The organism is Aminobacter sp. BA135, assembly GCF_050859125.1.
In the GTDB taxonomy this organism is placed as follows: domain Bacteria; phylum Pseudomonadota; class Alphaproteobacteria; order Rhizobiales; family Rhizobiaceae; genus Aminobacter; species Aminobacter ciceronei.
This window is the reverse complement of sequence record NZ_CP139572.1, coordinates 2,098,856-2,121,323: the sequence shown is the minus strand read 5'-3', so window position 1 is coordinate 2,121,323 and position 22,468 is coordinate 2,098,856. Positions and strand designations below refer to the sequence as shown.

Here is a 22,468-nt window from a genome sequence, read left to right as displayed (position 1 = left end):
CAAATCATGGGGAGCCATGAAACAGCTGCCGGTCATTTCTATGAAGAAAATCTCTGACGCAGTCAGGCGTATGTTGTGGCGCTTTCGCCGCCATGGTCGCCCGTCTTCACTCCCGAGCTACCTCCAGCGCGATATCGGCCAGCCGCACAAGCCTGATCGGCCGCGCCATTGGGCCGACTAACGCCTGACGGCTTGTCCCATCGCATGATCGAACAGTCTCAATGGGTGATCAGCAGCGGCGAGATCGAGTTCGCGATGGTCTGGAACGCCGCCTTCAGCTCGGCGATGTTCTTGGTCGGGAAGTAGTAGCCCGGACCCGTCGCGCAGGTGCTGTAGAGATCGCGATTGGCCGGGGTGTCGGCACCCAGCACCACCGTGTAGACGATGACATCCTGCTTCTTCAAATCGGCACAAACGGTCTTCGTCGCCTCGTTGACCTTGCTGAGCGCACCGCTACGACTGGACGAGCCCATGCGCCCCGTGTCGAGGTAACTGTAGGCGCCGTAGTCCGACTTGTTGATGGCTTCCGAAGACGCGCCGAAGACGTTGTTTTCGCCGTCGGTGAAGACGACGACAACCTTGGTGGTATCGGGCGCCTTGAAGGCATCACCCTCGGTGAACGGCGCGCCCGGCGAAAGAACGCGATACCCCCAGGCGAGGCCCTCGGACACGTTGGTCCCCGAACCGTACCAGAAGTTCATGTTGTCGAGCTCGCCCTTGGTCTTCTTGACCGGGTCGCCGCCAATCTTGGCAAGGTTCTCGGTCAACGGGACCACAGGCGTGGCGCAGCCATAATTCGGGCCGTTGGTGTCGTTGGGAGTTTCCTTGAGAATGGAACCGTCCCGAATTGTCTTGTCCCGATACTTGTCCCATGATTGCTGCTTTGCGCGGTCGGTGTCATTCTTGCCGACCAACTTCTCGTGCAGATAGCTGTTGTTGTATTTGTTGCCATTGTTGCCGGTCTTGACGGCGTCGCCCGGCTCGTCGGGCGCAAAATAGGGCACGAACAAGGTTTCCGGAATGCTCAGGTCAGGCGGCGTGTCGTCAAGCGCATAGCTGCCACCGCGGGCTTCGACGCAACCCTTCCATTCACCGGTCGGGCCGCTCTTCCAGTTGTCCTTCAGGTACTTGAAGAGCTTCCAATGGCCAATGCGATTCTTTGAGTCGTAGTTGTCGAAGTTCTTGCCGTTCCACGACTTGTCATCCAGCGGGATGAGCTCCCTTGTATCGATCCACGACTGACTGAAACCCTCGTCGCTCTTGATGTTCACGGCAGTCACGAACGGCACCAGTGCTGCCCGAATCTGGCGCTCAGGCCGGTCGGCCTTGACCTTCTGCAAGGTCCTGATGATCTCCTTGGAGCCCTCGATCAGCGCCGCCATGTTGGCCGCGCCCATCGAGCCGGTGTTGTCGAGCACCAGCGCGACTTCGAGCTTGGAATTCGATTCAAACGCATTGGCCGTGGCGGCGACGGCCGAGCTCTGTCCGAAGATGAAGGAGAAGTTCAACTTTATGTTGGAATCAGCGGTGGCGGTGGTCTTTATTTCGTTGACAGTCTGCTCAACGACGAGCTTGGCCTTGGCGTTGACCAGCGCCGGCTTGTTGGCAACGTTGGCGGCAAAGAAGGCGTCGAATGTGGCCTGTCGAGTGCCGGTCTGATCGCTCAGTCGCGACGCCGCCAGCACCGCAGAATCGAGCGCGTTCTGCAGGTCCGATCTGGCCTTCATCAGATTGGCGATATCGAGCGCGAAGCCGACGGCGGCCAACAGCACAGGCAGCAAGATCGCGAACATCATCGCGAAATTGCCGCTTCTCGACAGCCAGAAGCGTTTGAGCACGACAGCCTCCCCGAAATCCAGCAGAGGCTTTTGCATACAAACAATTTAAATTGAGTTTAGCAGATTTCATACAACCGCAAGATGGCCTGCTTGGCACTCAAAGGTCTCCCGCAGCGTCAATTTCCTTGCCGTCACGATAGGCCACGCCAGTCCCGAAGGACTGCGGCTGCAAACCAAGCATCGGCAGGACGCGCCGGAGGATGGCGCCGCCAAGGGGAACGGCATTCCACCCTGAAGTCCTGAAGCCGTATGTCTCGGGCAGACCCTTGGGTTCATCCAGGATCGTCAGCAAAAGGTATCTCGGCTTGTCGGCCGGAACCACGGCCATGAACGAGGTCATCACCAGATCCTCGACGTATCGGCCGTTGACGACCTTTTCCGCCGTGCCCGTCTTGCCACCGACGAGATAGCCTGCGACGGCTCCGTTCCTGGCGGAACCGGCCTCGGCGTTGTAGCGCAGGAGATACCGCATCGCCTCCGCCGTGGCAGGCGAGACGAGGCCCGAGCCGACGACGCGGCCGGCGACCGGGGCGCCCTTGATGAAGGTCGGCGTGATCAGGCGTCCGCCATTGACCAGCGCTGCAATACCCATGCTCGCCTGCAACGGTGTCACCGCAATGCCATGGCCGAACGAGACCGTTGCCGTCGTCACTTCGCCCCAGCTTCGCGGCAGGATCGGGGCGGCGCTCTCCGGCAGTTCGGTGCGCAGTCGCGACATCAGGCCGAAGCGTGTGAGATAGGCCCGCTGCGCTTCACCGCCCAAGGTCATGGCAATCCTCGCTGTCGATATGTTCGAGGAGTAGATGAAGACCTCCGGGATGGTCAGCATGCGGTACTTGCCGCGATAGTCATGGATCATCTGCCGCCCGAACTGCAGCGGCTTGCGCGCATCGATGACCGACTGCAGCGTGAACTGGCCGGAATCGAGCGCCATCGCAGTGGTCAGCGCCTTGAAGGTCGAACCCATTTCGAAGGCGCCGGCACTGATCCGGTTGAGCCGCTCGGGCCTCAGCGCGTCGATGGGCACGTTGGGGTCGAAATCGGGAAACGAGGCCAGCGCCAGCACCTCGCCATTGTCGACGTCGAGCAGCAGGCCGGCACCTGCCTTGGCCTTGAAGCGTGCCATCGCCTTCAGGGTTTCGTCGGCAAGGGCGTGCTGGACGCGGACATCGATCGTCAGAGCTACCGGCTGCAGCTGCCTGGCATCGCCGGCCATGCCGGCGAGATTGAGCTCCTGCAGACCCTGACCGTCGATCCACTTCTCGATACCCGAGATGCCTATGTTGTCGAGATCGACTGCGCCGAGCACATGGGCGGCCAGCGGACCGTTGGGATAGATGCGACGCTTCTCCGCACGCAGCCCGATGGCCGGAAGCCCGGCGTTCCACAGAGCCTGTTTCTGCGCCGGCGTTACCTGACGCTTGAGCCAGGCGAAGGCGGCATCGCTTTTCAGCCGCTGATGCAACTGGCGCGCATCGAGGTCTGGAAAGATGGCCACCAGTTTTTCGACTGTCTCGTCGACGTCGGGCACGTAGCGCGGTTCGGCATAGACAGACGCGCTCGGCAGGTCGGTTGCCAAAAGCACGCCATTGCGGTCCAGGATCTGCGGCCTGGCATTGGCCACCGCCCTGAAGGCATAGGCCGGTCGCTCGTTGCCGGCCAGGCCAAGCTGCACCAGTCGTCCGCCGATGGCTGCGAACAAGAGGGCAAACGCCGCCATGACAAGCCGGATGCGGCCTCCGGCATTTCTCGCGCCACGCCTCTGCATCTCAGTAGAGCCCGCCGGTGCTGTTGAGGAGCCTGTCGCGCAGCGCGGGCGAAATGCCGCCAATGGCAGGAACCGTCGCCGTGACGACGTCAGACGCTTCAAAGCCGTCGATGACAGGGCAGTCGCCGATGCAGGGCGAGGTGCCAGGCTTGAAGGCCTCACGAATCGAGTCCGCAGTGCCGGCAGCGACGCGCCTTCCCGTGCGTCGGTCGACGCTTTCGAATGTCATCCCTTCGGGCACAGGAAACTCGGCAGCCAGCTTGCCCTCGAGGGCAACCTTCATGAAGTCGATGAAGACGGGTGCCGCCAGCCCACCGCCGGATTCGCCATATCCCATCGGCTTCGGCGTGTCGTAGCCCAGGAACACGCCGGTGACGACGTTGGGCGTGAAGCCTATGAACCAGACGTCCTTCTCGTCATTGGTGGTTCCGGTCTTGCCCGCGACCGGCACGCCGAGTGCCGATACGCTGGTTGCCGTGCCGCGCTCGACAACGCCACGCATCATCGAGGTGATCTGGTAGGCAGTCATCGGGTCGAGCACGTGTTCGCTGACGTCACGCAGTTCAGGTTCCGGCTGGTCCTGCCATACCTCGACATTGCAGGCGTCGCAGTCCCGGCCGTCGTGGCGGAAGATGGTCTTGCCGTGACGGTCCTGGACACGGTCGATCATCGACGGCTGCACCGATTTGCCGCCGTTGGCGATGACAGCATAGGCCGAAACCAGGCGCATCAGCGTGGTCTCGCCAGCACCGAGCGACATCGGCAGGTAGGGCTTGAGCTTGTCATAGATGCCGAAGCTCTGGCCGTATTGCGCCACCACATCCATGCCGACATGGCGCGCGAGACGCACCGTCATCAGGTTGCGGCTTCGTTCGAGCCCGGTGCGCAAGGTCGAGGGACCGCTGAAGCGGCCGTCATAGTTCTTCGGTTTCCAGACCCGCCCCGCACCATCGGGAAGCGCGATCGGCTGGTCCATCACCAGTGCTGCCGGCGTGTAGCCGATGTCGAGGGCCGCGGCATAGACGAAGGGCTTGAACGCCGATCCCGGCTGCCGATAGGCCTGCGTGGCGCGGTTGAACTCCGACTGGGCAAAGGAGAACCCGCCGACGCTCGCCAGCACCCGGCCGGTGTGCGGATCCATCGAGACGAGCGCGCCCTGCACTTCCGGCACCTGCCGCAGTACATAGCCGTCGTGCTGCTTCTCAACATAAACGACATCCCCGGCCGCAAGAGCGCCTGCCGATGTCTTGCCCGCCTTTGGGCGCCTCAGTGCCCAGCGCATCGACTGGGTGCTGATGTGGGCGATTTCTCGCGCCTGCCGGCTGCCTGAAGCCTGGCGAAGGCCAATCCTGATGCCCTCGTCGGCCGCGCCGAGCACGACCGCCAGGCGCCATTCCGGCACGTCGGCCAGTGGCACGATGCCATCAAGTGCTTGTTGCCAATCGCCATCGGTCGCGATGCGGGCCACCGGTCCGCGAAAGCCCCTGCCCTGATCATAGTTGACGAGCCCGCGCCGCAGCGCTCTGACCGCTGCTGCCTGCAGCTTGGGATCGAGCGTCGTGCGCACGGCGAGGCCGGCGGTGTAGAGCGCAGCGTCGCCATATTGCTCGGCGATCTGTCTGCGCACCGCCTCGGTGAAGTAACTGGCATCAGCAACCAGCAGGTTCGGTGCGCGCGTCTTCGTACCGAGCGGCAAGGCCGCCGCAGCGCGCGCTTCATTCCGGTCGACAAATCCGTTGCGCAGCATCTGGCCGATCACCCAGTTGCGTCGTTCGACGGCTCGCTCGGCGTTGAGATAGGGATTGTAGTTGTTCGGCCCCTTGGGCAGCGCGGCAAGATAAGCCGCCTCCGCAACCGAAAGATCGCTGACCGGCTTGTCGAAATAGGTCAGTGCCGCCTCGGCGATGCCATAGGCGCCGAGCCCGAAATAGACGTCGTTGAAATACAGCTCGAGGATCTCGTCCTTGGAAAAGGCGCGTTCGATGCGAACGGACAGAACCGCCTCGCGGACCTTGCGTTCCAGCGTGCGGTCCGAGGAGAGCAATAGATTCTTGGCGATCTGCTGGGTGATCGTCGATCCGCCGATCATGCGCTGACCAGAGCCGAAGTTGGCCATGTTGGCCCAGACCGCGTTGACGAGCCCGGACATGTCGATGCCGGAATGGCTGTAGAAGCCCTTGTCTTCCGCCGACAGGAACGCCTGCCGGACACGATCGGGCACGGCGGCGATCGGCAGGAAAAGCCGCCGCTCGCGTGCATATTCGGCGAGCAATGCGCCATCATAGGCATAGACCCGGGTCATGACAGCCGGTTCCCAATCCGCCAGCTCGCGGTAGTCGGGCAGATCCCTGGTGATGTCGGCGACCAGCAAAGCCAGGCTGCAGGCGGCCGCAAGCCCGGTCAGGACGAGGAATGAGAACAGATGGCTGATGAATTTCATGATGGGCAGCTTGTCAGTTGGAAGCAGGCCCCAGGAAAATGGGCGAACGACGACAGCTCACAGGCTCCACCCCAGCCCGCGAACAGGTCATAACCTGCAGGTTTTGTTCGATAACGGCCGCAAACTGGCAAAATCCCGTGACCTCGACAAACACTCAATATTTTGGTTACCCATGAGAAAAATATGGGCATAGGACCGCAACCACGTGGAAACGTCACAATTGCCGCTGAACGCGCTGCGAGCCTTCGAGGCTTCGGCGCGCCATTGCAGCTTCACCCGGGCCGGCATGGAGCTGTTCGTGTCGCAGACCGCAGTCAGCCATCACGTGAAATCCCTCGAGGACCTGCTCGGGGTGAAACTGTTCCGTCGGCTGCCGAGGGGACTGGCGCTGACCGACGAGGGCGCGGCCCTGGCGCCTGTGCTGACAGACGCCTTCCGGCGCGTCACCGCGACGATGAGCCGGTTCGAGGAGGGGCACTTCCACGAAGTGGTGACTGTCGGCGTGGTCGCGACCTTCGCCGTCGGCTGGCTGATGGAACGGCTGCCGGCGTTCCACCAGGCGCACCCCTATCTCGACCTCAGGATCATGACCAACAACAACCGTATCGACCTCGCCGGCGACGGTCTCGACCTGGCGATCCGCTTTGGCGACGGCTCATGGCGTGGAACCGAGGCGATGCAGCTGATTGCCTCGCCATTGTCGCCGGTCTGCTCGCCCGTGATGGCGGCGCGGCTGACACAGCCGGCGGACCTCGCGCGCGTCGAGCTGTTGCGCTCCTATCGCGCCGACGAATGGACGCGCTGGTTCGAGGCGGCAGGTGCGCCGCAGCCGGTGTTGCGCGGTATGATGTTCGATTCGTCGCTGGCCCTTGCCGAGGCTGCAGCCCGCGGCGTCGGCGTAGCCCTGGTGCCGATTAACATGTTCGAGCGCAATCTCGACGACGGCCGCCTCGTCCAGCCGTTCGAGACGACGGTTTCAACCGGCGACTACTGGCTCACCCGGTTGAAATCCCACCCGGTGACAGCTGGAATGCAGGCCTTCGAGAACTGGTTGCTGCAGCAGTTCGGCGCTCCGGGCGAAGCCTGACCCTTACCCCGAGGCAGCGGCCAGCTGCCGCCGGAGCAACAAAAAAGCGGCGCAGCGACCCGCCAGGAGCGCCGCGTCTGCGGTACCCAGACCTTAAGCTACCGCATATCCGTCACGGCAAAGGCCGTTGAGTTCGGCCAGCGACATGGCGTCGAGGTCGAGCGCGGTCAGCAGGTCGTTCTCGGCAGTAAAGTCGCGGCCATACATGGCCGAGAAGATGCGCACGCCGGCTTCGTGCAGCTCGGCGGGGTAGCCTGCCAGACGGCCGATCTTGGCGGTCATGACCAGGCCGAAAGGCACGTCTTCGGTAACATAGCGGCTGTCGGCAGTGGTCGGGCCCTGGCCGCCATTGCCGGCCTCGTGCATTTCCTGGTTCATCTCAGAGATCGAGCTCATCGGCACGTGGAAAGACAGGTGGAAGTGCTGGAAGATGTTGCGCACTTCGAGGCCGAGCTTGGTGGCAATGGCGATGCGTTCCTCGTCGAGCTGCTCGAGCAGGCGGCCGACATTCGGCGTCACGTTCTGGCCCTGGCTCCAGGTCTCACCGCGCTCCATGCGCGTCATGTTGCCGAGCGCGATGCCCATGTGGTTCTGCGGATTGAGGTTGGACAGTGCGATCGCCATCAGGCTGCCGCGGTCGACGAAACGGTCGCCGAACAGCACCTGACAAACGGCTAGGCCATCGGCGCTGCGCGAGGCCGGAACGGTGGCGAGATCGACCTTCTTGCGCACGGTGTTGACGTTGACCAGCGTCGGGCTGAGCTGGCGACCGGATACGACAGTCGTGCCCCAGCCGACAACAGGCGCGACGACACCGCGCGCAGCCAGCAGGCGCGACAGATAAAGCGCGCCGAAGGATGCATGCGAGCTGATGATCACGGTCTGGTCGGCCCTGACGTAAGGCGCGATGGCGTCGAGAACGACCTTGTGGCCATAGGCCGGCAGCGCGATCAGGATCGCTTCAGCGCCGGCGACGAGCGCTTCGGCGCTCGGAGCAGCAGCCGGTTGGAAGGTGCCTTCGACGGCGCCCTGGGCAACCAGAGCTTCGCCCTTGGCCAGCGCCTTGGTGCGCTCGCCCGACGGCGACCACAGCGTTGCCTTGTGGCCCTGCTGTTCCAGAAACACCGCCGTGCCAAAGGCGATCGAACCCGCGCCGACAATACCTACCTTCATTTTCAACATTCCCTTTTGGATCAAATTCATTTCAGGCCCGGCGCTCCCATCGCGGGCGCACCCGGGGTCGTTCATTTCGGGCGTATCAACGCCCGGGTCGTGCTGCTGCCGACCTCACCCGATGCCACCACCAGGAAAGCCCGTGCACCGGCCGGGCCAACACTGGTCAGCGAGTGTGCGACGTCGGCCGCATAGCGCGCCGTCTCGCCGGCGCGGACGATCATCTCGTTGCCGGCGCTGCGCACCACGATCTCGCCTTCGGTGCAGTGCAGATGCTCGATCGTGCCTGTGCCGTGGGGATCGCTGATCAGCTTGCCCTTGAGCTCGAAGCTCAACAGATACCATTCGATCAGCGGCACCATGCCGGCCGGCGACAGGATCTGAAGCGTGCAGCTGCCGTCGGCGCTGCGGATGGTCGGCGTCAAATTCTCCGGCTGCAGGTCGATGCGGTCGCCACGCTCCTCGCTGGCGCCGCTGATCAGGCTGTTGAGGTCGATGTTGAGCGCGCGGGTGAGATGCCACAGCGTGCCATAGGTCGGGTTGGCGTTGCCGCGCTCGATCTCCGACAGCATCGAGCGCGAGACGCCCGATCTGGTCGCGAGGTCGGCAAGCGTCAGGTTCTGCTGCTTGCGATATGCCTGCAGGCGCGGCCCGATTTCCGGCGGATTGACCGAATGTATGTTCATTCCGATTCTCCATTCCGACGCCACGGGCAACTATTCGGCGAGCGGTTCTCCAAGCGTGTGCATCAGCCGGTTGGCCCAGCCGAACAGCGACGACGACAGGATCAGGTCGAGGATCTCGTCCTTGCCGAGACCGGCGTCGACAAGCGCCTGCATGTCGGACGCATCGGCGTCCGAGGGGCACTTCGACAGCTTGACCGAAAAGTCGAGGATCGCCTTCAGCCGCGGCGAAATTACCGCTTCGACACCGTCGGCGAAGATCGCCGCAATGACGGTCTCGTCCTTGGACAGCTGGTTGTAGCGGCTGGCGTGCACCGCCGCACAGTAGATGCAGCGGTTGACGATCGACGCGCCGACGGCGCCGATCTCGCGCTCGGCGCGCGACAGGCCGCCCTTGTTGTACATCACCCCGTTGAACAGCGGCGAGCGGTGAGTCAGCGTCTCGACGTCATGGGCCAGCACCAGCACGTAGTCCGACACCTTGGTGTTGGACGGCGTGATCTTCAGCGCCTCGAGCTGTGCCGGAGTGGCATCCGCGAGATCGAGCGGCTTGACGTATGGCTTCCACTCGGGGACCGCGGTGGTGAATTCGTGAACGACCTTGCTCATGCCAGTCCCCGCATCAGCCGCAGCCCGGCGGCAACCCTGATCTGATAGCTGACGAAAGCGACGAGCTCGGACAGGCGCACGATGTCGGCGTCGGTTAGCCCGGCTTCCTGCAGCAGTTCGATATCGCGGCGCGTCGCATCCTTGGGCGCATGTGCCACGAGATCGACATGGCGGATCAGGGCCTTGAGCCTGATGTCGCCGCCGCCGTCGAACCAGATGTCGGCAATGCGCGGGGTGTCGCCTGAGGCGCCCGAGCTGTCGAGCAGGGTTTCGAAATGCGCCTCGAAATCGCCGGCGTCGTTGATCTTGGCGATGCGGCAGGCCAGGGCTGCGCGCTCGGCATGGGTGAGACCGCCGGGTTCAGCGGGCGTCAGCGCCGCATCATGCGTCTGCTGGGTCAGCGCCATGATGTCGGCGCGGCCGGCGACGACCGCCGCCAGGTCGCTTCCCGGCGCTATGCCGACGATCGCGGCGATCACGTCTTTGGTGTCAGTCATGCCTTCCTCTTATGCCTGCTTGCGGGCGGCTGCCGGCGCTTCGTCCGGCAAGGGCGATGCCGTCCACTCGTCACCGCGCAGTTCGGGCGTGTCGTAGTCGAGCAGGCGCTGCCAGTACTGGCCGAAATTCTCGCTGTAGAGCTTTGCGGCGATCTCGCGCGCCAACCACGCCGCACCTTCGCTGATGCCCGGTATGTCGCCGCTCATCTTGCCAAGGCTGGCGGCCGCCCCGGAGTTGAAGCTGTGGATGTTGGCCAGCCACGGTGCCTGTCCCGGCTCGCGTTCGAGAAAGGTGAAGTCGTTGGCAAGATAGGGGTAGTTGCCAAGCTCGGTGTTTTCCTGGCCTTCAGGTGGCGTGAAGCGGTCCTGCCACAGCAGGATCTTGTCGGCGTAACCGTCGAGCTCCTTGCGCGCCAGCGGATCGACGCCGAAGCCAGTGCCAAGGATCAGGAAGTCGCAGCGGACCGCCTTGCCCTGCGAGGTCGAGATGACGATCTCGTCGCCGTCGAGCTCGGTCTTCTCGACCGCCGCATCGAAATGGAACCAGGCGTTGGGATGCCGGCTGACACGCATCGTCGAGCCACGCGGCGCTGGTGTCTGGGTGCGCAGCGAATAGTTCATGATCTGCCAGCGCCTGGTATCGCCGAGCTGCGGGAAGGCAGCGGTGAAGCCGAACGAGCCGATGCCCATCAGCTTGTTGATGCAGGGCATCTCTTTGCGGCGGATGAGATGGCGGACTTCCGCCGCCCCTGCCTCCAGCGCCTCGGCGGCATTGTCGACGGCCGATGCGCCGACGCCGACAACGACCACGCGCTTGCCGCGCAGGGCAGCGAAATCGATGGCGTCGGAGGAATGCGCCCAGAACGTCCGCGGCAAGCCGTCGACGAAACCGGGAATGCTTGGATGGCCCATGCCGTCACGGCCGGTCGCCATCACCACCTTGCGGGTCAGCACCGATTTTTCCCGAGCGCCCTCGCCCGACAGCGTCAACCGCATCAATTCGCCTTCCGGCACGATCGTCTTGACCTCGACGCCGTTCTCGACCGGCAGGTCGAGCACCTTGCGGTACCAACGCAGATACTCCATCCACATCGGCCGGGGGATCTTGTCGAGTTCAGCCCAGGTCTCGTTGCCGAACTGGGCGACATACCATGCACGAAAGGTCAGCGACGCCATGCCATAGGCCGGGCCGGTCAACTGTTTGGGCGAGCGCAGCGTCTCCATCCGCGCATAGGTCAGCCACGGCCCTTCAAAGCCCGTCGGGCTGCGGTCGAAGATGCGGATGTTCTGGATGCCGGCACCGAAGAGGGCGAAACTCGCGACCAGGCCGCACATGCCGCCGCCAATGACGACGACGTCATGGACCTTTTCTTCCCCCTCGACTGATGTCGGCACCACCCAGTTCGACGGCGGGTAGCACAGGCAGGCCAGTTCGTCGCGAACACGCTGTTCGAGCTCGGCGAGGCCGGCGGCGGCCGCTTGCAACGGCGCTTGTACGTCAAACGCCATAGGTCGCCCCCGATGTCCGGTCGAATTCGTCATGTCGCATGTCCTGCCCTGCCTGCTGTCGGCCCGCACCGGTTCTCGACGCGGGCCGCCCTTGTCGCCTGTTTGTCGTCTCAGTTGTGCGCGTGGCGGTCGGGGATGACCGTCGTCGTCTCTGGCTTCCAGCCGACCCAGATTTCCTCGCCATTGAGCTGGCTGACGTCGGCGGGATGGACCAGCGCATTGAGCATGGTCCCGTCGCCGACCTCGACCGAAAGCGAGGTGTGGTTGCCTTTAAATACGCGCTGACGGATCTTGCCCTTGATGCGGTTGCCACTCTCCGGCTCGGCGGCCGAGCAGTGGATCGCCTCGGGGCGCAGCACGACATAGAGGTGGTCACCGGCCTTTGGCGTAAGCCCGCCCTGTGCTGCCTTGATGGTGACGCCGTTCCAGTTCAGCGCTGCCTGGTCACCTTCGGTGCCGACGACTGTGCTGCGCAAAAGATTGGTCTCGCCAATAAAGTTGGCGACGAACACCGAGCCGGGTCGGCCATAGAGCGTGTTCGGATCGCCCATCTGCTCGATGCGCCCCTTGTTCATGACCACGATCGTGTCAGACATGGTCAGCGCCTCTTCCTGGTCGTGGGTCACGAACATGAAGGTCTTGCCGGTCTTTTCCTGGATCGACTTGAGCTCGATCTGCATCTGCTGGCGCAGCTTGGCGTCGAGCGCCGACAGCGGCTCGTCGAGCAGCAGCACCTCCGGATCGGGAGCCAAGGCACGCATCAGCGCGACGCGCTGGCGCTGGCCGCCCGACAGCTCCGACGGCAGCCGCTTGGCGTAGTCCTCAAGCTGGACCAGTTCGAGCAGCTCCGAGACACGGCGGTGAATGTGCTGGTTGTCGAAACCCTTGAGCTCAAGGCCAAAGGCGATGTTCTTGGAGATGCTCATATGCGGGAACAGCGCATAGTCCTGGAACACGATGTTGACGTTGCGCTTGTTGGGCGGAACGCGTGTCACGTCCTTGCCGCCAAGCAGGATGCGGCCGGAGTTCGGCGTCTCGAAGCCGCCGAGCATGCGCAGTGAGGTCGACTTGCCGCAGCCGGACGGGCCGAGCAGCGTGACGAACTTGCCCGCCTCGATGCTGAGATTCAGGTTCTCGACGGCAACATGCTTGCCGTAGCTCTTGGTGACATTGTCGAACTGGACGACGGGTTGCATCAGCGGGTCCTCGCGCGGCGGGTCATGTATTCGGCGTAAAGTCCGACGGCGGCGGTCACCACCAGGACGAGTGTCGCCATTGCGTTGATTTCAGGAGACATGCCGCCCTGCACCTTGGCGAAGATCAGCATGGGAAGGGTCGGGCGATAGCCGCCCAGGAAGAAGGTGCGCACGAAGTCGTCGATCGACAGCAGCACGCAGAAGATCATGCCTCCGACAAGCGCCGGCCCGAGATAGGGCAGCGTGACGCGGAAGAAGGCAACGATGCTGTCGGCACCGAGGTCACGCGCGGCATCGACGAGATTACCCGGCATCGAGCGCAGGCGGGTCAGCGCCATCACCACCACGAAGGGCACTGCATGCACCGTGTGGCCGAGGATGATGGCCGCGGTTCCCGTCGGCATGTCGATTGTCGAGATGAAGATGCGCAGCGAGATGGCCGAGATCATGCCTGGTACGACAGCCGGAAGGCAGGCAAGCGCGAAGATGATGACTTGGCCCTTGATGCCTTCGGCGACGATCAGCATGGCGATCCAGGTACCGAGCGTGGTTGCGGCGAGCGTCGAGGCGGCGGCGATCATCACCGAGTACAGGCAGGCTTCCAGGAACTGCTTGTCCTGCATCACCTTGGCATACCAGTCGAGGGTCCAATCGCCGATCGGGAAGGCGACGAAGTTGGCGTCCTTGAAGCTCATCGCCATCATCAGCGTGAGCGGCAGGAGCAGGTAAAGCAGGAAGGCCCAGTAGATCGCCGTCAGCGACGTGCGCGGAGCGTCTGCAAACATGTTGCGCATCAGAATGCACTCCTTTTCTTGCCGCCGACGAGGCGCATGAAGATGCCTGCGGTGATCAAGGCGGTGACCAGCATGATCAGCGCAAAGGCGGCGCCGACCGGCCACTTGTCGCTGGCGCCATGGAAGAAGCCGCTGATGGTTTCAGGAAACAGCACGGTGTTGGGTCCGCCGAGCAGCATCGGGGTCGCAAAGACGCCGATGCAGGTCAGGAACACGAGGCTGCAGCCCGAGACGATGCCGTCCTTGGACAGCGGCAGGATGATCCGGCGGAAGCGTGTGAACGGACCGGCGCCCAGATCGGCAGCCGCATCCAGATATTGTCCCGGGATCTTCTCGATCGCCGAGTAGAGCGGCAAAAGCATATAGAGGCAGATCAGGTAGACCAGGCCGAAGCCGAGCGAGAACGAGGTGTAGAGCATCGGGATCGGCCGGTCGATCAGGCCGATCTCGCGCAAGAGCACGTTGACCGCGCCGCGGTTGGCAAGAAGCATGATCACCGAGAAGGTGCGGATCAACTCACCGGCCCAGAACGGCACCAGCAGCAACAGCAGCGCCTTGGAACGGCCCTCCGGCTTGACGACCTTGGCGACGTAATAGGCCACCGGATAGACCACAACCAGCGTCACCGCCGTCGCTGCCGTGGCGAAGATGAAGCTCTTGATCAGCGGCGTGAAGTAGAGCGATTCCTTGAAGAAGATCGCGTAGTTGTCCAGGGTGAAGTGCGATTCCACTCCCGGCAGCACCGGGTAGTGGGACATCAGGCTGATCTTCAGCATCTGATAGATCGGCCCGACATGCAGCATGATCAGCCAGACCAGCGGCACCCCGGCCAGAAGGATGATCCGGCCGATCCGGGACTCGACCGCGGCCCCCAGCGTATGCCGGTAGAGCGCGGAATTGACCACCTTGGCGATGCCGGTCGAATATTTGGGCACCGGCGCGTCGCCGCGCCCTGCCGCATAGCCGGCTGTCGTGTTGCTACTCACCATCAAACAATCTCGGTTGGCGCAGCCCAACTTGTACCGCCAGGCACTGCCGGCAGGTCAGTCATCGCGCGTTGTGGGACTACAGCGCCTCGCTCAGAACGCTGTAACTCTCTGAACCGGTGCATGAGCCCACCCGAAAATCGTGCCCGATTTTCGAGGGTCATGCACATGACAGGCCGGCAGCCTGTCCCGGAGATCGTCGCAGCGCTCCGGGACAGGCGATGGGCCGTGCGAGGCTTTCGCCTCGTCAGGCCGCTTTGACCTCAGCGGTCGCCCGGTCGATCATCTCGTTCTTCATGTCGCGATTGACCGACGAGAAGAAGACGATGCGCTCAAGCTCTTCCTGCGGCAGCGTCGAGGCGAGCTTTTCGCGGTCGTTGAGCAGGTCGGCGACGCCGTTGATCGTCGAGCTGTAGCCCGACTGGCGGGTCATTGCGGCACCCACCTCCGGGCTTGCAAGCACGGCGTCGAGGAGCTTGTAGGCGTTCTCGGCGTTGGGCGCGTTGTTGACGACGTTGAGCGTATAGCAGAAGCCGAACGTGCCTTCCTTCGGCACCGACAGCTGAATCGGATGACCGTCCATGATCAGCTTGGCAGCCGGACCCGACCACGAATGGCCGAGATAAATGTCCTCGTTGATGAACATCTGCTGCACTTCCGAGCCGGCGTCATAGTACTTGCGCACCATGTCCTTGTGCTTGATCAGGAAGTCGCGCGCTTCGTTGGTCGCCTTCTGCGCCACGTCGGCCTTGTCGACATAGCTGACGAAGTCGCCGTCATGGCCGAGATACTGCATGACAATGGTCATGAAATCGCTGACGATATAGGAGGTCTGCCCCTTGTACTGCGGGTCGAACATGATCTCCCAGCTCGGCGCTTCCTTCACATAGTCGACATTTCGGGCGAGCCCCTCATAGCCGGCGAGGATCGGCAGGCCCCAGAGATTGTCGTCGACGCGCGCCCAGGCAGCGTTCTGGTAGGCCGGGTTGAGGTTCTTCCAGTTCGAAATCTTGCCGGTATCGAGCGGCTGCAGCAGCTTCGAGCTGATGAACTGCGAATAACGATGGCCGGCGACGGTGACGATGTCGGTCGAAGGATTTGCACCCTCGGCAGTGAGCAGATTGTATTGCTTACCCTGGTCGTCGGTCAGCCGGATGTTGACCTGAATTCCACTGTCCTTCTGGAACTTGTCGAGGAATTCCTGCGGCAGGAATTTGTCGTAGGTGGTGATGTTCAACACGCCGTTCGCAGCCCAGCCGGGGGTCGGGCGGATCACGGCGGGCATGGCAAGGACGGCGGCGCCACCACCAAGCATCTTCAGCGCGGTACGGCGGTTCGGTACCAGAATATTGTTCATTATGTTCCCCATTTGGATAATATCGATCACGCGCACGGCTTCCGCCGCGCAATAAAACCCGCCCTCACGCAGTCGAAAGAACTGCGCGACCGACAAGCCGGCGAAGAGGTATTCTCAGCGGTATTTTACAGACTACTAATGAACTGGCGCAAAGTCCTCCACCAAGCCAGTCCTGAATTCCGACATTCCGTCCGCAAATTCCACTAAACTGGAATTTTTCTCTAAACCGGACAAATGTCAAGCATTGTTAGAAAGAATCTTGGTTGCCCACCAACATATGCAGACAGCAGACCCCGCATAGGTTTGCGCTGGCAAGCCAACTAAGCACGGCCATGGGAATCGCATCCAATCGCCAGGAATCGACGATACGTTGAGATGAACCGCCATGCGCCTTAGCGGCTGCGGCAAATAGCTGGAACCTCAGGCCTCCGTCGAGACGCTGAGCTCGACCCTGTCGGCGACAAAGCGGGTTTCAGCGTACTGGATAGACACGCCAGCGGTGTCGACGTTGATCGCCCTGGCGACGAGTACGATGGCGCCGGCGGACAGCTTGAGATCGGTCAGGTCGGCGGCATCGGCATGGCGCGCCGAAACCAGCGTCGTATTGCGGAAATAGTCCTCGATTCCAAAATGCTGGAAAGCGAGCGTGATCGACGCGGTCTCGGCGTAGACCCGTGCGAAGCCGGGGAAGCGCTCCGCATCGAACCAGCTCGTCGCGCGCGACACCGGCCGGCCGTCGGCCTCGCTCAGCGTTTCCAGCCGGAGCACCGGCGCATCCGGCGCAAGCCCCAGGGCTTCGGCGACACGGCTGAGGGCAGGCTCTATGGCGTCGGCCAGGAGGATGCTGCGGCGCTCGCGCGTCTGCTCGCGCAGCCCTGTAGAAAACCGCGTCCGCGCCGATATTGGGTAGGACAGCTTCTGACGGCTCTCGACGAAAGTGCCGCGCCCCTGCTCGGCGCGCAACACGCCTTCCTGGACAAGCGCGGCAATGGCGCTGCGCAAGGTATGGCGATTGACGCCGAAGCGTTCGGACAGGATCATTTCGGGCGGCAGCTTGCCATCGGCGCCCAGAGTTCCAGCCGATATCGCCTGCCTGATCTGGTCGGCGATCTGGCGCCACAGCGCCACCCCGCTCTTGCGTGTCACCGCCTGTTCTCGTCCCGGCCCGCTCAAATCCACCGTCCCAGTTTGCGACTTGTCATGCATCCGTCACGGAGCCTCGCTACAAGCCCATTGTATGTTGTTCGATTGTATAGAACAATAGACAAATTTGAAGTGGAGCGGCGAACGAGATGGACCGACGGCAGGAAAGAGAACTGGAGACGGCGCGCAAGGCGGCCATGGCAGCGCTTTCGCTGGCACCAGTGGACGAATTGAAGCGGCTGTGCGCGGCGGCAGGCATTTCTGGCGAAGCCGAGATGCTGCGCGGACCCGAGACCGGCCTCGTGTCGGTTCGCGGCCGTATCGGCGGCGGCGGCGCGCCGTTCAATTTCGGCGAGGCGACGGTGACTCGCGCCACGGTGCGTTTGCCAGGCGGCGAGATCGGCCATTCCTATGCCCTCGGCCGCGACAAGGAGAAGGCCCGCCTTTCGGCCATCACCGATGCCCTCTGGCAGAATGCCGACCGCCGCGCCGACATCGAACAGAAGATCATCGCACCGTTGCGTGCCGCACAAGCCGAAGCCGATGTGACCAGTCGTGCCGAGACGGCAGCGACCAAGGTCGACTTTTTCACCATGGTGCGCGGAGAGGACTGATGGATCAGATGGATGTGATTGACGGCGGCTTTGCCAACCCGGTTTTTAATGCCCAGATGGTTTTCCGCGCCGTCATGGACGCCATGGCGCGTCCCGGGACGGTCCAGCGGGTAGCTGGCCTGGCACAGCCGCCTGCACCGCTGGCGGCCACCGCGGGTGCGGTGGCGTTGACCTTGTGCGACCACGACACTCCGCTCTGGCTCGATGCCGGGCTGCAGGTCTCGGCGGCAAAGTCCTGGCTCGGCTTCCACACCGGCGCGCCGCTGGCCGCGACACCGGCCGACGCGCATTTCGCCCTTGTCGCCAACCCGGCCAACCTGATCTCGCTCGAAAACTTTGCGCAGGGAACGCAGGAATATCCCGATCGCTCGACGACACTGATCCTGCAGGTCGACAGCCTGACCGATGGTGCACCCCTGCATCTCGAGGGCCCCGGCATCGAGACGACTGACAGCATCGCGCCGACGCCTCTGCCGCGCCATTTCGTCGAGCAGTGGAAGCAGAACGGTGCCCGCTTCCCGCGCGGCGTCGATGTGATCCTGGCTGCGCCTGGTGCGGTCGCCTGCCTGCCCCGCACTGTCCGCATCAAGACGATGGAGGCCTGATATGTATGTAGCTGTCAAAGGCGGTGAAGCCGCCATCGCCAACGCCCATCGCCTGCTCGCCGACCGCCGTCGCGGTGACCGCTCGGTGCCGTCGCTGCGCATCGACCAGATCGTCGAGCAGCTGGCGCTCGGCGTCGACCGCGTCATGTCGGAAGGCTCGCTCTACGACCGTGAGCTTGCCGCGCTCGCCATCATGCAGTCGCGCGGCGACCTGATCGAGGCGATCTTCCTCGTCCGCGCCTATCGCACCACCTTGCCGCGCTTCGGCTACACGAGGCCGATCGACACAGCCGCCATGCAGGTCGAGCGCCGTGTCTCGGCGACCTACAAGGACCTGCCCGGCGGCCAGCTGCTCGGCGCGACCTTCGACTACACCCACCGCCTGCTCGACCCGGAACTCGCCACCGATGCCGAAGTCGCGACGCCCGAGCAGCGCGAAGGCGACGGCCAGCGTATGGCGCGTGTGTCCGAGATCCTCGCCCATGAAGGGCTGATCGAGGCCGACGGCGAGCTGCCCGAGGACCACCTCACTGGTGACATCACCCGCGAGCCGCTCGAGTTTCCGATGGAGCGCGACATCCGCCTGCAGGCGCTGTCGCGCGGCGACGAGGGTTTTCTTTTGGCGCTCGGATACTCGACGCAGCGCGGCTATGGCCGCAGCCATCCCTTCGTCGGCGAGGTCCGCATCGGCGAGGTCGAGCTCGAGCTCGACGTACTTGAACTGCCCTTCCCCATAAGCCTCGGCCGCATCCGCGTAACCGAGTGCCAGATGGTCAACCAGTTCAAGGGCTCGGCCAAGGCGCCACCGCAGTTCACCCGCGGCTACGGGCTGGTCTTCGGCCAGTCGGAGCGCAAGGCCATGGCCATGTCGCTATGTGACCGGGCGCTCCGCGCCGGCGAACTGGGCGAGGACATCACCGCACCGGCACAGGACGAAGAGTTCGTCATCTCGCATTCCGACAACGTCCAGGCGACCGGCTTCGTCGAACACCTGAAGCTGCCGCATTATGTCGACTTCCAGGCCGAACTCGACCTCGTCCGCCGGATGCGCGGCGAGCATGAGAAGCGCAACCAGACCAACGAAACCGAACAGCGGGAGGCGGCGGAATGAGCACGCCTGCAACAGACATCGCAACCTACAACTTCGCCTATCTCGACGAGCAGACCAAGCGGATGATCCGCCGGGCGATCCTCAAGGGCATTGCCATTCCCGGCTACCAGGTGCCGTTCGCCAGCCGCGAGATGCCGATGCCCTATGGCTGGGGCACCGGCGGCGTGCAGGTGACCGCCGCGATCATTGGTCCTGAGGACGTGCTGAAGGTCATCGACCAGGGCGCCGACGACACGACCAATGCCGTCTCGATCCGCGCCTTCTTCCAGAAGGTCGCCGATGTCGCGGTGACCACCGAGACGGCGAAGGCGACGATCATCCAGACCCGTCACCGTATCCCGGAATATCCGCTGACCGGGGGCCAGACGCTGGTCTACCAGGTTCCTATCCCCGAGCCGCTGCGCTTCCTCGAACCGCGAGAGACCGAGACACGGAAGATGCATGCGCTCGAGGAATACGGGCTGATGCACGTCAAGCTCTACGAGGACATCGCCAAGCACGGCCGCATCGCCACGACTTATGCCTATCCGGTCAAGGTCGAGGGCCGCTACGTGATGGACCCCTCGCCGACACCGAAGTTCGACAATCCCAAGATGCACATGTCGCCCGCGCTTCAGCTGTTCGGCGCCGGCCGCGAGAAGCGTATCTATGCCGTGCCGCCCTTCACCAGGGTGGTCAGCCTCGATTTCGAGGACCATCCCTTCGAGATCCAGACCTTCGACCATCCCTGTGCGCTGTGCGGGGCCGCGCAGGTCTATCTCGACGAGGTCATCCTCGATGACAAGGGCGGGCACATGTTCGTCTGTTCCGACACCGACCATTGCGAGACGCGCCAGGCCTGCGGCCATCGCGGCCACCTCTCGCCCGATATGCTGGAGCCCGCACAATGACCGACGAACCGCTTCTGCGCGTCACAGCGCTGTCCAAATATTACGGCTCGCGCATCGGCTGCGAGGACATCTCCTTCGACCTCTGGCCGGGCGAAGTGCTGGCCATCGTCGGTGAATCCGGCTCGGGCAAGACCACCTTGCTCAACTGCCTGTCGACGCGGCTGCTGCCGACGTCGGGCACTGCGAGCTACCGCATGCGCGACGGCCAGTGGCGCGACCTCTACCGCATGAGCGAGGCCGAGCGCCGCTTCCTGATGCGCACCGACTGGGGCTTTGTTCATCAGAACCCGGCCGACGGGCTGCGCATGACGGTGTCGGCCGGCGCCAATGTCGGCGAACGGCTGATGGCCATCGGTGACCGCCACTATGGCAACATCCGCGCTACCGCAGTCGATTGGCTCGGCCGCGTCGAGATCGACGAGGAGCGAATCGACGACGAACCCCGCGCTTTCTCGGGCGGCATGCGCCAGCGCCTGCAGATCGCCCGCAACCTCGTTACCGGCCCGCGGCTGGTGTTCATGGACGAGCCGACCGGCGGCCTCGACGTGTCGGTGCAGGCGCGCCTGCTCGATCTGTTGCGCGGACTGGTCACCGACCTCGGCCTCGCGGCCATCGTGGTCACGCATGACCTCGCCGTCGCCCGGCTGCTGTCGCAGCGCATGATGGTGATGAAGGACGGCCATGTCGTCGAAGCCGGCCTCACCGACCGTGTGCTCGATGATCCGCGCGCGCCCTACACCCAGCTCCTCGTCTCCTCCATCCTGCAGGTCTGAGCATGGTCCCGAAAAGTGGTTCCCGGTTTTCGGGCAAGATCATGCTCATCAAGGAAAGATTCTGACATGGCCACTCCCCTCATCGTCTCGGAGGTCTCCAAGGCCTTCACCATGCATCTGCGTGGCGGCATCCGCCTGCCGGTGGTCGCCAATGTCTCGTTCTCGGTCAGGGCTGGCGAATGCGCCGTGCTCGGCGGCCCCTCTGGCGCCGGCAAGAGCTCGATCCTGAAGATGGTCTATGGCAACTACAGCGTCGACCAGGGTCAGATCATCGTCGATCACCATGGCCAGCTTGTCGATCTCGCCACGGCCACCCCGCGCACGGTGCTTTCGGTGCGCCGCGACACCATCGGCTATGTCAGCCAGTTCCTGCGCACCGTTCCGCGCGTCTCGGCACTCGGCGTCGTCGCCGAGCCGCTGGTCGCCCGCGGCACCGAACGCTCCGAGGCCCATGCCCGCGCCTCGGAACTGCTCGGCCGGCTGAACCTGCCGGAACGTCTGTGGAGCCTGCCGCCCGCCACCTTCTCCGGCGGCGAGCAGCAGCGCGTCAACATCGCCCGTGGCTTCATCACCGACCATCCGGTGCTCCTTCTCGACGAGCCGACGGCATCGCTCGACGCCACCAACCGCGAGGTGGTGATCGGACTGATCGAGGAGAAGAAGCTGAAGGGTGTGGCCCTGCTCGGCATCTTCCACGACGCCGACGTGCGCGAGGCGGTCGCCGACCGCATCATCGATGTCACCACATTTGCCGCCGGAAAGGTTGCAGCATGAGCCGCAACCTGTCCGAACAGCCTTACGTCCACCCATCGGCCGAGGTGACGCAGTCGACGCTCGGCCGCTGGACCGAAGTCTCAGAACGCACCCGCATCAGCGACAGTTCGCTCGGCGACTATTCCTACGTCATGCAGGACTGCAGCCTGTGGTGCACGACGGTCGGCAAATTCTCCAACATCGCAGCAAGCGTGCGCTGCAACGCCACGAACCATCCGACCTGGCGGCCGACGCTGCATCATTTCACCTACCGCGCCTCGGACTATTGGGAAGATGCCAGCCACGAGACCGAGTTCTTCGAATGGCGTCGGTCGAACGCGGTGACCATCGGCCACGACACCTGGCTTGGCCACGGCTCGACGGTGCTGCCGGGCGTTGCCGTTGGCGACGGTGCGGCGGTCGGCTCAGGCGCGGTCGTCACCAAGGATGTCGCACCTTACACCATCGTCGCCGGCGTGCCGGCCAAGCCGCTGCGCGAGCGCTTCGACCGCAAGACAGCGGATCGCTTCCAGGCGCTGGCCTGGTGGGACTGGGACCACGCCAGGCTGCGCGTTGCCCTCGACGATTTCCGCAACCTCTCGGCGGAAGAGTTCCTGGAAAAGCACGGCGGCTGAGGAGCCC

21 protein-coding genes are annotated in these 22,468 nt (G+C 63.6%); 8 read left to right on the top strand and 13 right to left on the bottom strand.

What is annotated here, in order from left to right; genetic code table 11:
* Positions 1 to 218: 218 nt before the first annotated feature.
* From SLT36_RS10320 to SLT36_RS10310, 3 genes are all read right to left on the bottom strand, one after another.
* The gene (locus tag SLT36_RS10320; protein ID WP_432287254.1) at positions 219 to 1,838 is read right to left on the bottom strand and encodes a pilus assembly protein TadG-related protein; all 1,620 of its coding nucleotides are present in this window, start codon (positions 1,836 to 1,838) and stop codon (positions 219 to 221) included.
* A gap of 97 nt (positions 1,839 to 1,935) precedes the next feature.
* A complete protein-coding gene (locus SLT36_RS10315; RefSeq protein ID WP_432287252.1) occupies positions 1,936 to 3,558 on the bottom strand; it encodes a peptidoglycan D,D-transpeptidase FtsI family protein in 1,623 nt (540 codons plus the stop codon).
* A gap of 49 nt (positions 3,559 to 3,607) precedes the next feature.
* Positions 3,608 to 6,046 (bottom strand): penicillin-binding protein 1A, encoded by a 2,439-nt coding sequence (locus tag SLT36_RS10310; RefSeq protein ID WP_432287250.1) that lies wholly within the window; start codon positions 6,044 to 6,046, stop codon positions 3,608 to 3,610.
* Between the two features lie 205 nt (positions 6,047 to 6,251).
* Here SLT36_RS10310 and SLT36_RS10305 point away from each other — a divergent pair, with 205 nt between their 5' ends.
* On the top strand, positions 6,252 to 7,133 hold the full coding sequence (locus tag SLT36_RS10305) for a LysR family transcriptional regulator (RefSeq protein ID WP_432287248.1): 882 nt from the start codon (positions 6,252 to 6,254) through the stop codon (positions 7,131 to 7,133).
* A 93-nt stretch (positions 7,134 to 7,226) separates the two neighbouring features.
* Here the strand turns inward: SLT36_RS10305 and SLT36_RS10300 are convergent, their stop codons facing one another.
* From SLT36_RS10300 to phnF, 10 genes are all read right to left on the bottom strand, one after another.
* Positions 7,227 to 8,306 (bottom strand): NAD/NADP octopine/nopaline dehydrogenase family protein, encoded by a 1,080-nt coding sequence (locus SLT36_RS10300; RefSeq protein WP_432287246.1) that lies wholly within the window; start codon positions 8,304 to 8,306, stop codon positions 7,227 to 7,229.
* Between the two features lie 71 nt (positions 8,307 to 8,377).
* Entirely contained in the window at positions 8,378 to 8,992 is a 615-nt protein-coding gene (locus SLT36_RS10295; RefSeq protein WP_067958831.1) for a helix-turn-helix domain-containing protein, read from the bottom strand.
* Positions 8,993 to 9,022: 30 nt separating this feature from the next.
* A complete protein-coding gene (locus SLT36_RS10290) occupies positions 9,023 to 9,598 on the bottom strand; it encodes a peroxidase-related enzyme (RefSeq protein WP_432287245.1) in 576 nt (191 codons plus the stop codon).
* Entirely contained in the window at positions 9,595 to 10,095 is a 501-nt protein-coding gene (locus SLT36_RS10285; RefSeq protein WP_432287243.1) for a CMD domain-containing protein, read from the bottom strand. Before SLT36_RS10285 ends, SLT36_RS10290 begins: the two co-directional genes overlap by 4 nt.
* Before the next feature lie 9 nt (positions 10,096 to 10,104).
* Entirely contained in the window at positions 10,105 to 11,604 is a 1,500-nt protein-coding gene (locus SLT36_RS10280) for an NAD(P)-binding domain-containing protein (RefSeq protein WP_432287242.1), read from the bottom strand.
* A 110-nt stretch (positions 11,605 to 11,714) separates the two neighbouring features.
* Positions 11,715 to 12,800, bottom strand: a complete 1,086-nt coding sequence (locus tag SLT36_RS10275; RefSeq protein ID WP_432287240.1) for an ABC transporter ATP-binding protein — start codon at positions 12,798 to 12,800, stop codon at positions 11,715 to 11,717.
* Positions 12,800 to 13,594 carry an ABC transporter permease gene (locus SLT36_RS10270; RefSeq protein WP_067958813.1) on the bottom strand — a complete coding sequence of 265 codons (795 nt, stop codon included), beginning with the start codon at positions 13,592 to 13,594 and terminating at the stop codon, positions 12,800 to 12,802. The genes SLT36_RS10275 and SLT36_RS10270 overlap by 1 nt, the downstream gene beginning before the upstream one ends.
* Positions 13,594 to 14,583 carry an ABC transporter permease gene (locus tag SLT36_RS10265; protein ID WP_115731047.1) on the bottom strand — a complete coding sequence of 330 codons (990 nt, stop codon included), beginning with the start codon at positions 14,581 to 14,583 and terminating at the stop codon, positions 13,594 to 13,596. Before SLT36_RS10265 ends, SLT36_RS10270 begins: the two co-directional genes overlap by 1 nt.
* A 244-nt stretch (positions 14,584 to 14,827) precedes the next feature.
* Complete coding sequence (locus SLT36_RS10260; RefSeq protein ID WP_432287238.1) at positions 14,828 to 15,937, bottom strand: extracellular solute-binding protein; 1,110 nt, start codon at positions 15,935 to 15,937, stop codon at positions 14,828 to 14,830.
* A 420-nt stretch (positions 15,938 to 16,357) separates the two neighbouring features.
* The gene (gene phnF / locus SLT36_RS10255; RefSeq protein WP_432287236.1) at positions 16,358 to 17,143 is read right to left on the bottom strand and encodes a phosphonate metabolism transcriptional regulator PhnF; all 786 of its coding nucleotides are present in this window, start codon (positions 17,141 to 17,143) and stop codon (positions 16,358 to 16,360) included.
* 86 nt (positions 17,144 to 17,229) lie between these two features.
* Here phnF and phnG point away from each other — a divergent pair, with 86 nt between their 5' ends.
* The 7 genes from phnG (at position 17,230) to SLT36_RS10220 (ending at position 22,461) form a co-directional block, all read left to right on the top strand.
* Complete coding sequence (gene phnG, locus SLT36_RS10250) at positions 17,230 to 17,694, top strand: phosphonate C-P lyase system protein PhnG (protein WP_432287235.1); 465 nt, start codon at positions 17,230 to 17,232, stop codon at positions 17,692 to 17,694.
* Positions 17,694 to 18,299 (top strand): phosphonate C-P lyase system protein PhnH, encoded by a 606-nt coding sequence (gene phnH / locus SLT36_RS10245; protein ID WP_432287233.1) that lies wholly within the window; start codon positions 17,694 to 17,696, stop codon positions 18,297 to 18,299. Before phnG ends, phnH begins: the two co-directional genes overlap by 1 nt.
* A 1-nt stretch (position 18,300) precedes the next feature.
* The gene (locus SLT36_RS10240; protein ID WP_432287232.1) at positions 18,301 to 19,410 is read left to right on the top strand and encodes a carbon-phosphorus lyase complex subunit PhnI; all 1,110 of its coding nucleotides are present in this window, start codon (positions 18,301 to 18,303) and stop codon (positions 19,408 to 19,410) included.
* Positions 19,407 to 20,300 carry an alpha-D-ribose 1-methylphosphonate 5-phosphate C-P-lyase PhnJ gene (locus SLT36_RS10235; RefSeq protein ID WP_432287230.1) on the top strand — a complete coding sequence of 298 codons (894 nt, stop codon included), beginning with the start codon at positions 19,407 to 19,409 and terminating at the stop codon, positions 20,298 to 20,300. The genes SLT36_RS10240 and SLT36_RS10235 overlap by 4 nt, the downstream gene beginning before the upstream one ends.
* The gene (gene phnK / locus SLT36_RS10230) at positions 20,297 to 21,073 is read left to right on the top strand and encodes a phosphonate C-P lyase system protein PhnK (RefSeq protein ID WP_192314975.1); all 777 of its coding nucleotides are present in this window, start codon (positions 20,297 to 20,299) and stop codon (positions 21,071 to 21,073) included. Before SLT36_RS10235 ends, phnK begins: the two co-directional genes overlap by 4 nt.
* A gap of 66 nt (positions 21,074 to 21,139) precedes the next feature.
* Positions 21,140 to 21,847, top strand: a complete 708-nt coding sequence (gene phnL, locus SLT36_RS10225) for a phosphonate C-P lyase system protein PhnL (RefSeq protein ID WP_432287229.1) — start codon at positions 21,140 to 21,142, stop codon at positions 21,845 to 21,847.
* Positions 21,844 to 22,461 (top strand): DapH/DapD/GlmU-related protein, encoded by a 618-nt coding sequence (locus tag SLT36_RS10220; protein WP_432287227.1) that lies wholly within the window; start codon positions 21,844 to 21,846, stop codon positions 22,459 to 22,461. Before phnL ends, SLT36_RS10220 begins: the two co-directional genes overlap by 4 nt.
* Positions 22,462 to 22,468 lie beyond the last annotated feature (7 nt).

What these genes read in the sequence shown, in the direction of transcription:
- SLT36_RS10315 (WP_432287252.1), bottom strand. Translation starts at nt 3,558, where the DNA reads ATGGCGGCGTTTGCCCTCTTGTTCGCAGCCATCGGCGGACGACTGGTG.
- SLT36_RS10310 (WP_432287250.1), bottom strand. Translation starts at nt 6,046, where the DNA reads ATGAAATTCATCAGCCATCTGTTCTCATTCCTCGTCCTGACCGGGCTT.
- SLT36_RS10300 (WP_432287246.1), bottom strand. Translation starts at nt 8,306, where the DNA reads ATGAAGGTAGGTATTGTCGGCGCGGGTTCGATCGCCTTTGGCACGGCG.
- SLT36_RS10295 (WP_067958831.1), bottom strand. Translation starts at nt 8,992, where the DNA reads ATGAACATACATTCGGTCAATCCGCCGGAAATCGGGCCGCGCCTGCAG.
- SLT36_RS10290 (WP_432287245.1), bottom strand. Translation starts at nt 9,598, where the DNA reads ATGAGCAAGGTCGTTCACGAATTCACCACCGCGGTCCCCGAGTGGAAG.
- SLT36_RS10285 (WP_432287243.1), bottom strand. Translation starts at nt 10,095, where the DNA reads ATGACTGACACCAAAGACGTGATCGCCGCGATCGTCGGCATAGCGCCG.
- SLT36_RS10280 (WP_432287242.1), bottom strand. Translation starts at nt 11,604, where the DNA reads ATGGCGTTTGACGTACAAGCGCCGTTGCAAGCGGCCGCCGCCGGCCTC.
- SLT36_RS10275 (WP_432287240.1), bottom strand. Translation starts at nt 12,800, where the DNA reads ATGCAACCCGTCGTCCAGTTCGACAATGTCACCAAGAGCTACGGCAAG.
- SLT36_RS10270 (WP_067958813.1), bottom strand. Translation starts at nt 13,594, where the DNA reads ATGCGCAACATGTTTGCAGACGCTCCGCGCACGTCGCTGACGGCGATC.
- SLT36_RS10265 (WP_115731047.1), bottom strand. Translation starts at nt 14,583, where the DNA reads ATGGTGAGTAGCAACACGACAGCCGGCTATGCGGCAGGGCGCGGCGAC.
- SLT36_RS10260 (WP_432287238.1), bottom strand. Translation starts at nt 15,937, where the DNA reads ATGAACAATATTCTGGTACCGAACCGCCGTACCGCGCTGAAGATGCTT.
- phnF (WP_432287236.1), bottom strand. Translation starts at nt 17,143, where the DNA reads ATGCATGACAAGTCGCAAACTGGGACGGTGGATTTGAGCGGGCCGGGA.
- phnG (WP_432287235.1), top strand. Translation starts at nt 17,230, where the DNA reads ATGGACCGACGGCAGGAAAGAGAACTGGAGACGGCGCGCAAGGCGGCC.
- phnH (WP_432287233.1), top strand. Translation starts at nt 17,694, where the DNA reads ATGGATCAGATGGATGTGATTGACGGCGGCTTTGCCAACCCGGTTTTT.
- SLT36_RS10240 (WP_432287232.1), top strand. Translation starts at nt 18,301, where the DNA reads ATGTATGTAGCTGTCAAAGGCGGTGAAGCCGCCATCGCCAACGCCCAT.
- SLT36_RS10235 (WP_432287230.1), top strand. Translation starts at nt 19,407, where the DNA reads ATGAGCACGCCTGCAACAGACATCGCAACCTACAACTTCGCCTATCTC.
- phnK (WP_192314975.1), top strand. Translation starts at nt 20,297, where the DNA reads ATGACCGACGAACCGCTTCTGCGCGTCACAGCGCTGTCCAAATATTAC.
- phnL (WP_432287229.1), top strand. Translation starts at nt 21,140, where the DNA reads ATGGCCACTCCCCTCATCGTCTCGGAGGTCTCCAAGGCCTTCACCATG.
- SLT36_RS10220 (WP_432287227.1), top strand. Translation starts at nt 21,844, where the DNA reads ATGAGCCGCAACCTGTCCGAACAGCCTTACGTCCACCCATCGGCCGAG.